This window comes from Comamonas sp. CMM03, assembly GCF_019218715.1.
GTDB classification, from domain to species: domain Bacteria; phylum Pseudomonadota; class Gammaproteobacteria; order Burkholderiales; family Burkholderiaceae_C; genus Comamonas; species Comamonas terrigena.
On sequence record NZ_JAHUXB010000001.1, the window covers coordinates 1298506 to 1311261 of the forward strand.

At 63.9% G+C, this 12756-nt stretch carries 10 protein-coding genes; 9 read left to right on the forward strand and 1 reads right to left on the reverse strand.

Annotated elements, in window-relative coordinates; translation table 11 throughout:
- Positions 1–76 precede the first annotated feature (76 nt).
- The 9 genes from gyrA (at position 77) to lapB (ending at position 12023) form a co-directional block, all read left to right on the forward strand.
- Positions 77–2773, forward strand: a complete 2697-nt coding sequence (gyrA, locus tag KW830_RS05990; protein WP_218332477.1) for a DNA gyrase subunit A — start codon at positions 77–79, stop codon at positions 2771–2773.
- A gap of 111 nt (positions 2774–2884) precedes the next feature.
- A complete protein-coding gene (gene serC, locus KW830_RS05995) occupies positions 2885–3991 on the forward strand; it encodes a 3-phosphoserine/phosphohydroxythreonine transaminase (protein ID WP_066534520.1) in 1107 nt (368 codons plus the stop codon).
- A 135-nt stretch (positions 3992–4126) separates the two neighbouring features.
- Positions 4127–5230 carry a prephenate dehydratase gene (pheA, locus tag KW830_RS06000; protein WP_066535995.1) on the forward strand — a complete coding sequence of 368 codons (1104 nt, stop codon included), beginning with the start codon at positions 4127–4129 and terminating at the stop codon, positions 5228–5230.
- Between the two features lie 12 nt (positions 5231–5242).
- Positions 5243–6130 (forward strand): prephenate dehydrogenase/arogenate dehydrogenase family protein, encoded by an 888-nt coding sequence (locus KW830_RS06005; RefSeq protein WP_066534522.1) that lies wholly within the window; start codon positions 5243–5245, stop codon positions 6128–6130.
- 25 nt (positions 6131–6155) lie between these two features.
- On the forward strand, positions 6156–8198 hold the full coding sequence (locus KW830_RS06010; protein ID WP_218332478.1) for a bifunctional 3-phosphoshikimate 1-carboxyvinyltransferase/cytidylate kinase: 2043 nt from the start codon (positions 6156–6158) through the stop codon (positions 8196–8198).
- Positions 8199–8319: 121 nt separating this feature from the next.
- Complete coding sequence (gene rpsA / locus KW830_RS06015) at positions 8320–10041, forward strand: 30S ribosomal protein S1 (protein WP_083520340.1); 1722 nt, start codon at positions 8320–8322, stop codon at positions 10039–10041.
- A 99-nt stretch (positions 10042–10140) separates the two neighbouring features.
- Positions 10141–10470: an integration host factor subunit beta gene (locus tag KW830_RS06020; protein WP_218332479.1), complete on the forward strand. Its 330-nt coding sequence runs from the start codon at positions 10141–10143 to the stop codon at positions 10468–10470.
- A 79-nt stretch (positions 10471–10549) separates the two neighbouring features.
- Complete coding sequence (locus tag KW830_RS06025; protein ID WP_218332480.1) at positions 10550–10861, forward strand: lipopolysaccharide assembly LapA domain-containing protein; 312 nt, start codon at positions 10550–10552, stop codon at positions 10859–10861.
- Positions 10851–12023, forward strand: a complete 1173-nt coding sequence (lapB, locus tag KW830_RS06030) for a lipopolysaccharide assembly protein LapB (protein WP_066534534.1) — start codon at positions 10851–10853, stop codon at positions 12021–12023. The genes KW830_RS06025 and lapB overlap by 11 nt, the downstream gene beginning before the upstream one ends.
- Before the next feature lie 137 nt (positions 12024–12160).
- Here lapB and KW830_RS06035 read toward each other — a convergent pair whose 3' ends face one another.
- The gene (locus tag KW830_RS06035) at positions 12161–12649 is read right to left on the reverse strand and encodes a BON domain-containing protein (RefSeq protein WP_218332481.1); all 489 of its coding nucleotides are present in this window, start codon (positions 12647–12649) and stop codon (positions 12161–12163) included.
- Positions 12650–12756: the final 107 nt, after the last annotated feature.

Consider the following 12756-nt stretch of genomic DNA (forward strand, 5'->3'; position numbering starts at 1 on the left):
CGGACATGTGTTGCCTGGCAGCAACACGCCATTCACCCTAAAATGACCGCTCCTCGCCGTCACCGTATAAGAGTACATGACCCAGTTTGCCAAAGAAACACTTCCCATCAGCCTAGAAGAAGAGATGCGCCGCAGTTACCTCGATTACGCAATGAGCGTGATCGTGGGCCGCGCACTCCCTGATGCGCGCGATGGCCTGAAGCCCGTGCATCGTCGTGTGCTCTATGCCATGCACGAGCTCAATAACGACTGGAACCGCCCCTACAAAAAATCGGCGCGTATCGTCGGGGACGTGATTGGTAAATATCACCCCCACGGCGACAGCGCCGTGTACGACACCATCGTGCGTATGGCCCAGGATTTTTCCCTGCGCCACATGCTGGTCGATGGCCAGGGCAACTTCGGATCGGTGGACGGCGACAGCGCCGCTGCCATGCGCTACACGGAAATCCGCCTCTCCAAGATCGCACACGAAATGCTGGGCGACATCGACAAGGAAACTGTTGATTTCGGCCCCAACTACGACGGCTCCGAAAGCGAGCCGCTGACCCTGCCCGCCCGCCTGCCCAATCTGCTGGTGAACGGCTCGGCCGGTATTGCCGTGGGCATGGCTACCAATATTCCGCCGCACAACCTCAACGAGGTGGTGGACGCCTGCCTGCACCTGCTGCGCAATCCGGAAGCCAGCGTGGACGACCTGATGGAAATCGTGCCCGCGCCCGACTTCCCCACCGCCGGCATCATCTACGGCATCAATGGTGTCAAGGAAGCCTACCGCACCGGCCGCGGCCGTGTGGTGATGCGCGCCAAGGTGCACTTTGAAGACATCGACCGGGGCCAGCGCCAGTCCATCATCGTGGATGAGCTCCCCTACCAGGTGAACAAGAAGACCCTGCAAGAGCGCATGGCCGAACTGGTGCACGAAAAGAAGATCGAAGGCATCAGCCACATCCAGGACGAGTCGGACAAATCCGGCATGCGCCTGGTGATCGAACTCAAGCGCGGCGAAGTGCCCGAAGTGGTGCTGAACAATCTGTACAAGCAGACCCAGCTGCAGGACACCTTCGGCGTCAATATGGTCGCGCTGGTCGACGGCCAGCCCAAGCTGTGCAATCTGAAGGATCTGGTACAGGTCTTCCTGCAGCACCGCCGCGAAGTGGTGACCCGACGCACCGTGTTCGAGCTGCGCAAGGCGCGCGACCGGGGCCACGTGCTGGAAGGCCTGGCCGTCGCGCTGGCCAATATCGATGACTTCATTGCCATCATCCGCAACGCCCCCACCCCACCGGTGGCCAAAGCCGAGCTGATGGCCAAGAGCTGGGACAGCAAGCTGGTGCGCGAAATGCTCACCCGCACCCGCGAAGACGGCGGGGTGGTCAATGCCGACGACTACCGCCCGGAATCGCTGGAACGCGAATTCGGCCTGGGCCAGGACGGTCTGTACCGCCTGTCCGACACGCAAGCGCAGGAAATCCTGCAAATGCGCCTGCAGCGCCTCACCGGCCTGGAGCAGGACAAGATCGTCGCCGAATACCGCGAGATCATGGCCGCCATCGAAGACCTGCTGGACATCCTGGCCAAGCCCGCCCGCGTGTCCACCATCATCGGTGACGAACTGACCACGCTGAAGACCGAATTCGGCCAATCCAAGAAGGGCATGCGCCGCTCCACCATCGAGTACAGCGCGCAAGACCTGTCCACCGAAGACCTGATCACCCCCACCGACATGGTGGTGACGCTCTCGCACACCGGCTACATCAAGAGCCAGCCGCTGTCCGAATACCGCTCGCAAAAGCGCGGCGGCCGCGGCAAGCAGGCCACCTCTACCAAGGAAGACGACTGGATCGACCAGCTCTTCATCGCCAACACGCACGACTACCTGCTGTGCTTCTCCAACCGTGGCCGCCTGTACTGGCTCAAGGTCTGGGAAGTGCCTGCAGGCTCGCGCGGCTCGCGCGGACGCCCCATCGTCAACATGTTCCCGCTGCAGGAAGGCGAGAAGATCAACGTGGTGCTGCCGCTCACCGGCGACAACCGCAGCTTCCCCGAAGACCACTACGTCTTCATGGCCACCAGCATGGGCACCGTCAAGAAGACGCCGCTGACAGAGTTCAGCAACCCGCGCAAGGCCGGCATCATTGCCGTGGGCCTGGACGAAGGCGACTTCCTGATTGGCGCCGCACTCACCGATGGCAAGCACGACGTGATGCTGTTCTCTGACGGCGGCAAGGCGGTGCGCTTTGACGAAAACGATGTCCGCCCCATGGGCCGCAATGCCCGTGGCGTGCGCGGCATGAACATCGACGACACGCAAAACGTGATCGCCATGCTGGTGGCCGAAGCCGACGACGGCACCGGCAACGTGGCCGAAGGCTCGCAAAGCGTGCTGACCGCCACCGAAAACGGCTACGGCAAGCGCACCCACATCGGTGAGTACACCCGCCACGGCCGCGGCACCAAGGGCATGATTGCCATCCAGCAGTCCGAACGCAACGGCAAGGTCGTGGCCGCCACCCTGGTCGGCACCGAAGACGAGATCATGCTGATCACCGACACCGGCGTGCTGGTGCGCACCCGGGTGGCGGAGATCCGCGAAATGGGCCGCGCCACCCAGGGCGTCACACTGATTGCACTGGACGAAGGCGCCAAGCTCAGCGGCCTGCAGCGGATTGCCGAAAACGACGCCAACAGCGACGCCGAAGGCGACCCGGAAGCCACCCCCGGGGAAGCCACCGAAGGCGATGACACCCCCGAGGCCCCCTCGGCGGAATAAGCCCCACACCCCACTGCGCAAGCTGTGGGGTGTTTTTTCGCCTAACATTGCATTTTTGATAGCTGACTGCGCCGACTACCGTGGCGCTGCAGCCCGATTTGATAGCCGACCATGACGCGCCCTTACAACTTTTCCGCCGGCCCCGCCGCCATCCCCGAAGAAGTCCTGCAGCAAGCCGCTGCCGAGATGCTGGACTGGCAAGGCTCCGGCATGGGCGTGATGGAAATGAGCCACCGCGGCAAGGAATTCATCAGCATCTACGAAGCGGCAGAAGCCGACCTGCGCAGTCTGCTGGCCGTGCCCGCCAACTTCAAAATCCTGTTCATGCAAGGCGGCGGCCTGGCCGAAAACGCCATCGTTCCGCTGAACCTGTCGCAAGGCGGTGCGGTGGACTTCGTGGTCACCGGCAGCTGGAGCCAGAAGTCTTTCAAGGAAGCCGGCAAGTACGCCAGCAACCGCCTGGCCGCCAGCGGCGAAGCCAGCAACTTCACCAGCGTGCCGGACGCCGCCAGCTGGAAGCTGGGCAGCGATGCAGCCTATGTGCACCTGTGCAGCAACGAAACCATCCACGGCGTGGAGTTCCAGCAACTGCCCGACCTGAAAGCCCTGGGCTGCAACGCCCCGCTGGTGATCGACTTCTCCTCGCACGTGGCCTCGCGCCCGGTGGACTGGAGCCGCGTGGGCCTGGCTTTTGGCGGCGCGCAAAAGAACATCGGCCCGGCCGGCCTGACCATCGTCATCGTGCGCGAAGACCTGCTGGGCCGCGCCCTGCCGGTCTGCCCCACGGCGTTCGACTACAAGACCGTGGCGGACAACCAAAGCATGTTCAACACGCCGCCCACTTGGGGCATCTATATGGCAGGTCTCACCTTCCAATGGCTCCAGCGCCAGACCGAAGGCAGCCTGACCGGCGTGGCCGCCATGGAGGCGCGCAACATCGCCAAGGCCGAGTTGCTGTACGGTTACATCGATGCCTCGCAGCTGTACGTGAACAAGGTCGACAAGGCCTACCGCTCGCGCATGAATGTGCCGTTCCTGCTGCGTGACGAAAGCCGCAACGACGCCTTCCTGGCCGGCGCCAAGGCACGCGGCCTGCTCCAGCTCAAGGGCCACAAGTCCGTGGGCGGCATGCGCGCCAGCATCTACAACGCCATGCCGCTGGCGGGCGTGCAGGCACTGGTCGACTACATGCGTGAATTCGAGCGCACCAGCGCCTGACGCCTGACCTCCACCACCCAGCACAGATAAGAAACAAGCCGCCGGTGCGTGCAGCACCACGATTTGCCGCAACACTCTGCGGCAAACGTTTGTTCCCTGCATGCGTACAGGCGGCTTTTGCATTTTGAGGATGCCATGAGCACAGAACCCCAAGCCAGCCCCGAGCTGCTGAAGCTGCGCAACGAAATCGACAGCCTGGACAAGCAATTGCTGGAGCTGGTCAACCAGCGCGCGCGCGTGGCCGAGCAAGTGGGTGACCTGAAGAAGCTGGAAGGCTCCACCTTCTTCCGCCCCGACCGCGTGGCCCAAGTCATTGAAAAGATCAAGACCCACAACCCCGGCCCGCTGAAGGGTGCGCATGTGGCCGCCATCTGGCGCGAAATCATGTCCGCCTGCCTGGCGCTGGAATCGCCCCAGCGTGTGGCCGTGCTCGGCCCCGAAGGCACCTTCTGCGAAGAGGCCGCGGTGCAGTACTTTGGCGGCGCCGCCGACTTCCTGTACTGCAACACCTTTGAAGAAGTGTTCCATGCCACCGCCGCCGGCAGCGCCCAGTACGGCGTGGTGGGCGTGGAAAACTCAACCGAGGGCGTGGTCAACCGCACCCTGGACATGTTCCGCAACTCGCCTTGCCACATCGTGGGCGAAGTGAGCATGCTGATCCGCCACAACCTGCTGCGCTCCAGCAACACGCTCGACGGCATCGAGGTGGTGGCGGCCCACCCCCAGGCCCTGGCACAGTGCCACGCCTGGCTATCCAAGCACCTGCCCCACGCCGAACGCCGCCCGGTCGACAGCAACGCCGAAGGCGCCCGGCTCGCGGCGCTGAACCCCGGCTGGGCCGGCATCAGCAGCGAACGCGCCGCACAGCAGTTTGGCCTGCACATCGTCAGCCACGCCATCCAGGACGACGCCTACAACCGCACGCGCTTTGCCGTCATCTGCCTGCCACACACCCTGGCCACCCCGGCCCCCACGGGCAAGGACTGCACCAGCCTCGTGATTTCCGTGCCCAACCGCCCCGGCGCCGTGCACGATCTGCTGGTTCCGCTGAAGACGCACGGCGTCTCCATGACGCGTTTTGAATCGCGCCCGGCCCGCACCGGCCAGTGGGAGTACTACTTCTACATCGACCTGGAAGGCCACCCCGCCCAGCCCAACATGGCCAAGGCCTTGGCCGAGCTGCAGAGCCTGAGCGCCTTCTACAAGGTGCTGGGCACCTACCCGGTGGCTGCAGCCTGAGGACACGCCCGCATGTTTGAACAACTGGGATTGATCGGCTGCGGCCTGATGGGCGGCTCGTTTGCGCTGGCACTGAAAGAAGCCGGTCTGGTGAAGCGCGTAGTCGGCTACAGCAAATCCCCCTCCACCACCGAACGCGCCCGCCAGATGGGCGTGATCGATGACATCGCCCCCACCGCAGCCATGGCTGCCTCCGGTGCCGATCTGGTGCTGCTGGCCATGCCGGTGGCTGCCACCGAAGCCACGCTCCAATCCATCCAGCAGCAGGTCACCCACCGCACGCTGGTAATGGACGTGGGCTCCACCAAGACCGATGTGGTGCACGCAGCGCGCAGTGCACTGGGCAACAGCTTCGGCAGCTTTGTGCCAGCCCACCCCATTACCGGCAAGGAAGTGGCCGGCGTCGAACACGCCGACGTCCACCTGTACCGCAATGCCCTGGTGGTGCTGACCCCCACCGAGCACACCCTGGCGCCCCAGTTGCAGCATGCCGAAGCACTGTGGAAGGCACTGGGTTGCCGCGTGACCCGCATGGCACCGGAAACACACGACACCGCGTTCGCCGCCGTCAGCCACCTGCCGCACCTGCTGGCCTTTGCCATGATGAACGGCGTGCTGGCCCAGCCGGAAGCGGCCCACTTCCTGTCGCTGGCCGGCCCCGGCTTTCGGGACTTCACCCGCATTGCTGGCGGCGAGCCCCGCCTGTGGCGCGATGTGCTGCTGGCCAACAAAAAAGAAGTGCTGGCCCAGTCCCGCCACTTCCAGCAGGCGCTGCAGCAGTTGGAGCAGGCCATGCTGGCCGATGACGACCAGGCGCTGCAAGCCCTGCTGACCCACGCCAGCGATGCCCGCCTGCACTGGACCATGGGTCAGCCCCCGGCGGCCCGCACGCCGGCCTGACTGTATTTTTGATAATTCCTCCTGCATGTACCGCACCGCATTCCTGGACCTTCCCGCGCTGGCCACGGCCGGCGGCACCGTCAGCCTGCCCGGCTCCAAAAGCATTTCCAACCGCGTACTGCTGCTGGCCGCGCTGAGCCAGGGCACAACCACTATCCACGACCTGCTGGATTCCGACGACACCCGCGTGATGCTGGCCGGACTCAAGCAGTTGGGCTGCACCATCACACCCGATGCCGTCACCCCCGGCCAGCCAATTGCCGTGACCGGCATTGGCGGCCGGCTGCCCGCCGGCACGGCGGCCACCCTGTTCCTGGGCAATGCCGGCACCGCCATGCGCCCGCTGACTGCGGCCCTGGCCGTATTGGGTGGCAACTTTGAAATGACGGGCGTGCCCCGCATGTACGAGCGCCCGATCGGCGACCTGGTCGATGCGCTGCGCCAGCTGGGCTGCCAGATCGACTACCTCAAGGACGCAGGCTTCCCGCCGCTGAAAATCGGCCAACCGGATTTCAGCGCCTGGAGTGATGCCCCCATCCAGGTGCGCGGTGACGTGTCCAGCCAGTTCCTGACCGCGCTGCTGATGGCCCTGCCCCTGCAGGCTGCAGACAAGGCCATCACCATCGAGGTGGTGGGGGAACTGATCTCCAAGCCCTACATCCACATCACGCTGGAGCTGCTGGCGCGTTTTGGCATCCAGGTGCACAACGAGAACTGGCAGCGCTTTGTGATTCCCGCCGGCAGCCGCTACCAGTCGCCGGGCGCCATCCATGTGGAGGCCGACGCCTCGTCCGCCAGCTACTTCATCGCACTCGGCGCCCTGGCAGCCGCCACGCCAGGCCAAACGGGCGTGCGGATTCTGGGCGTGGGCAAGGATTCCATCCAGGGCGACATCCGTTTTGTGGAGGCCGCCCAGGCCATGGGCGCGCAGGTGGAAAGCGGCCCCAACTGGCTGCAGGTCGGCCGTGGCACCTGGCCGCTGAAGGCCATCGATCTGGACTGCAACCACATTCCCGACGCCGCCATGACGCTGGGCGTGATGGCGCTGTATGCCGATGGCACGACCACGCTGCGCAATATCGCCAGCTGGCGCGTCAAGGAAACCGACCGCATCGCCGCCATGGCCTGCGAGCTGCGCAAGCTGGGCGCCACGGTGGAGGAAGGCGCGGACTACATCCGCATCACCCCGCCCGCCAGTGCCACCGGTTGGAAAGCCGCCAGCATCCACACCTATGACGACCACCGCGTGGCCATGTGCTTCGCACTGGCCGCCTTCAATCCGGCCGGCCTGCCGGTGCGCATCGAAGACCCGCAGTGCGTGGGCAAGACCTTCCCGGATTTCTTTGAATCGCTGTTTGCCGTGTGCGACACCCCGGCACAGCAGATTCCGGTGATCTGCATAGACGGCCCTTCCGGCTCCGGCAAAGGCACGGTGGCGGCCCAGGTGGCAGAACGCCTGGGCTACCGGCTGCTGGATTCCGGCGCGCTCTACCGCATCACCGGTCTGGTGGCCACCCGCGCCGGCATGGCACTGGAAGCCACCAACGCCGAACGCATTGCCGCACTGATTGCCGCGCAGCAGCTGGAATTCACCTCCGACCAGCGCGTGCTGGTCAACGGTGAAGATGTCTCCCTGGCCATCCGCACCGAGGAAGCCGGCATGAACGCCTCCAAGGTCTCGGCCTTCCCGGCCGTGCGCAGCGCCCTCGTGGGCGTGCAGCACGCCTTTCGCGCCCTGCCCGGACTGGTGGCCGACGGCCGCGACATGGGCACCGTGATCTTCCCGCACGCACCGCTGAAGGTCTACCTCACGGCCAGCGTGCAATGCCGCGCCGAGCGTAGGTATAAGCAGTTGATTTCCAAGGGACTTCCTGCTAATATGCAGGCGCTTTTTGCGGACCTTGAAGCCCGGGATGCGCGCGACATGCATCGCGCAGCCGCCCCCCTCAAGCCCGCAGAAGACGCGCTGCAACTGGACAATTCCACCGGCACGGCCGAAGAAGCCGTACAACAGGTGATGGACTGGTGGGCAGCGCGCCAGCCTTTTGCGCCCGCCGCACAAGGCTGAGCACTGGGTCCGCACACCACATTCGCGCCTTTTTCATGCGCACTGGTGCTGCGGTTTGCAACCTTTTAACCCGCAGGGTGACACCTGCAAGCCTCTGCTTACAGCCATAAAAACGTCGGCAATGGTGCCGTCGGAAACCTGTCTGCAGTCAAGGAACTACATGTCTGAATCTTTTGCAGCCCTTTTTGAAGAGTCGTTGACACGCACCGAAATGCGTCCTGGCGAAGTCATTACCGCTGAAGTCGTGCGCGTTGAGCACAATTTCGTGGTGGTGAACGCTGGCCTGAAGTCGGAAGCCTACGTGCCTCTGGACGAGTTCAAGAACGACCAGGGCGAAGTCGAAGTCCAAGTGGGTGACTTCGTGTCCGTGGCCATCGGCTCCATCGAAAACGGCTACGGCGACACCATCCTGTCGCGCGACACCGCCAAGCGTCTGGCTTCCTGGCTGTCGCTGGAAAAGGCGCTGGAATCCGGCGAATTCGTGACCGGCACCACCTCCGGCAAGGTCAAGGGCGGCCTGACCGTTCTGGTCAACGGCATCCGCGCTTTCCTGCCCGGTTCGCTGATCGACACCCGTCCCATCAAGGACCTGACTCCCTACGAAAACAAGACCCTGGAATTCAAGGTCATCAAGCTGGATCGCAAGCGCAACAACGTGGTGCTGTCGCGCCGCGCTGTGGTCGAAGCCTCCATGGGCGAAGAACGCGCCAAGCTGATGGAAACCCTGAAGGAAGGCGCCATCGTGCAAGGCGTGGTCAAGAACATCACCGAATACGGTGCGTTCGTTGACCTGGGCGGCATCGACGGTCTGCTGCACATCACCGACATGGCATGGCGCCGCGTGCGTCACCCTTCGGAAGTGGTGACTGCCGGCCAGGAAATCACTGCCAAGATCCTGAAGTTCGACACCGAAAAGAACCGCGTGTCCCTGGGCCTGAAGCAAATGGGCGACGATCCATGGATGGGCGTGTCGCGCCGTTATCCTTCGGCCACCCGTCTGTTCGGCAAGGTCACGAACATTGCCGACTACGGCGCGTTCGTGGAACTGGAACCCGGTATCGAAGGTCTGGTGCACGTGTCCGAAATGGACTGGACCAACAAGAACATTGCTCCTTCCAAGCTGGTCACCCTGGGTGACGAAGTGGAAGTCATGGTTCTGGAAATCGACGAAGACAAGCGTCGCATCTCCCTGGGCATGAAGCAATGCAAGGCCAACCCCTGGCAAGAATTCGCTCAGAACACCAAGCGCGGCGACCGCGTGAAGGGCCCCATCAAGTCCATCACCGACTTCGGCGTGTTCGTGGGTCTGGCTGCCGGTATCGACGGCCTGGTGCACCTGTCCGACCTGTCCTGGAACGAAACCGGCGAAGCCGCTGTTCGTAACTACAAGAAGGGCCAGGAAGTCGAAGCCATCGTGCTGGCCGTGGACGTGGAGCGCGAGCGCATCTCCCTGGGCATCAAGCAACTGGACAGCGATCCTTTCACGACCTTCGTGACCGTGAACGACAAGGGCCAGATCGTGACCGGCAAGGTCAAGACCGTGGACCAACGTGGCGCTGAAATCGATCTGGGCGAAGACATCATCGGCTACCTGCGCGTGTCCGAACTCTCCCGCGATCGCGTGGAAGATGCCCGTTCCGTGCTGAAGGAAGGCGACGAAGTGACCGCCGTGGTGGTGAACGTGGATCGCAAGACCCGCAACATCCAGCTGTCCATCAAGCAAAAGGACCAAGCTGAACAGCAAGAAGCCATGGCTTCCCTGTCGGCCCAATCCTCCAAGGAAAACGCCGGCACCACCAGCCTGGGCGCTCTGCTGCGCGCCAAGCTGGACGCCGACAAGTAATCCCACAGTGTTAGCCCTGCGCTAACACTGAGGATTCGCAAGCAGCGGGCGCTCTCTCGGCGCCCGCTGCGCTTTTCACCCTAGCCTCACTTTTGTGCGATGACCCGATCTGACCTCGTCGAGGAACTGGCCGCCCGCTTCGATCAGCTGACCCAGCGCGATGCCGAACTGGCCGTGAAAACCATCCTGGACGCCGTGAGCGACGCCCTGGTGCGTGGCCAGCGCATTGAGATCCGCGGTTTTGGCAGCTTCTCTGTCACCCGCCGCCCCCCCCGCCTGGGCCGCAATCCCCGCAGCGGCGAAGCCGTGCAGATTCCCGCCAAGCGCGTTCCCCATTTCAAGCCCGGCAAGGCGCTGCGCGAAGATGTGGACCATCCCGTGCCCGTGGCCACTAGCGACACCGCTACCCTCCTGCAACGCAAGGCCTGAGCCCTTGCATCCGCATGCTGCGCTGGCTCAAAAAGCGCAGCGAAGGTTCTAGAATCAGAGCGTCACTACAAGGGCGCGCATGAAATACCTGTTGTGGCTGCTCAAGGCAGCCATTTTTTTCACCCTCTTCGCCTTCGCGCTGAACAACCAGCAAGAAGTCACGGTGCATTTCTTCTTTGGCACGCAATGGCGGGCCCCTCTGGTCCTGGTAGTACTGTCTGCCTTCGGCCTGGGCCTGATTGCCGGGGTGCTCGGCATGGTGCCGCGCTGGTGGAAGCACCGCAAGGCTGCGGCCCACGCCCAAAAACCAGCCCCGGCGCCCACCAATGCCGAGACGCCAGCACCTGTGACCTCTTCCGACACCATTTCCTCGAGCATCCATGGAATTTGACCTCAGCTGGATCCTGCTGGGCCTGCCACTGGCCTTCATCCTGGGCTGGCTGGCTTCGCGCCTGGACCTGCGCCAGATCCGCGCGGAAAACCGCCAGGCACCCAAGGCCTATTTCAAAGGCCTGAACTTCCTGCTCAACGAGCAGCAGGACAAAGCCATCGATGCCTTCATCGAGGCCGTGCAGAACGACCCCGACACCACCGAGCTGCACTTTGCACTGGGCAATCTGTTCCGTCGCCGTGGCGAATACAACCGCGCCGTGCGCGTGCACGAGCACCTGCTGTCACGGGCAGACCTGAGCGCCTCCGACCGCGAACGTGCCCAGCACGGTCTGGCCCAGGACTTTCTGAAAGCCGGCCTGCTGGACCGTGCCGAAGAAGCCCTGCGCCGCCTGGAAGGCACGCCCTACGAGACCGAATCCCGCCTGGCGCTGCTGGCCATCTATGAACGCTCACGCGACTGGCCGCTGGCTGCGGACATTGCCCGCCGCATGCAGACCGCCAACCAGGGCGACTTCAGCGCCCGCCTGGCCCATTACCTGTGCGAGCAAGCCAGCGAAAAAGCCGCCCACGCCCAGCTGGAGCCCGCCATGGACCTACTCCATGAAGCCGTGGCCATCGCCCCCCAGTCCATCCGCCCACGCATCGAACTGGCCAAGGTGCTGCACCGCCTGCAACGCTCCGAGGACGCCTTCCAGTCCCTGGTCACGCTGTCGCGCGAAACACCGCAGGGCCTGCCACTGGCCGCGCCGCTGCTGCTGGAAGTGGCGGCTGCCAGCAACCACACCACCGATGCCGCAGCCCTGCTGCGCCAGCACTACCAGCAGACACCGTCGCTGGACCTGCTGGACGCCTTGGTCGCGCTGGGGGCAGCCCCCGCATCGCCCCAAGACAGCGAAGCCCAGGCCGACGCCCGCAGCTGGTATGTGCAGCATCTGTCCCGCGAACCCTCGCTGGTCGCGGCCACCAAGTGGCTGGCAGGCGAAAAGCTGGAGCAGGAACAGTTCCACCCCGCCGTGCAAAAAGCGCTGGACCATGCCAGCAAACCGCTGCTGCGCTATCGCTGTGCCGCCTGCGGCTTTGAAGCCCGCACCCATTTCTGGCATTGCCCCGGCTGCCAGAGCTGGGACAGCTACCCCGCACGCCGCGTCGAAGAGCTTTAACCACGCCCTTGCCAGCCGCCCGGCCATGGCGGCTGGGCTGAACTGGGTTTGGCCAATAAAAAAAAGCTGCGACGCATCGCAGCTTTTTTTGTGGCTGCACCGGCATGCCGGTACAGCAGGGGCAAGGCAGAGCCGGCTCAACCCGCCTTCACGGTCAGGTTGTTGGCCACCGAACTCACCCCCTGCACCGCCTTGGCGATGTCACCGGCGCGGTCCTTGGCCGCCTGGTTGGGCGCTTCGCCCGTCAGCGTGACCACACCGTCCTTGGTGTCCACATTGATCTTGATGGCGCTCAGCTCGGAGTCCTTGATCAGGCCCGCATTCACTGCGGCCGTGATCGAAGCCGAGTCGGCTGCCGAGACCATGGCATTGCCAGCTTCCTTGGCGGCGTCCTTGGCCGCATCGGCGGCATTGGTGGCGGCAGCGGAGGCATTGGCCGCCGCGTTGTCTGCCGCCTTTTCGGTGTTGGCGATGGCGCTGTCGAGCTTCTGGCCTGCGGTCTGCCCCTCGTCAGCAGCCTTGTTGCAGGCCGCTAGGCCAAAGGCCAGGGCCGAAACGGCAATGATCTGCACAATGCGTTGGGTCGATTTATTCACGGTGTCTGCTCCTTCGTTCTGACAGTTCATCGGAATGGCGCAAGGCCATGCCAGCCTACTCTACGTGGTTACCACATGGCATGGAGTGAGGCGCACTCTCAGCAGCGAGTAGGACAAACACCTACAAAACCGATGGA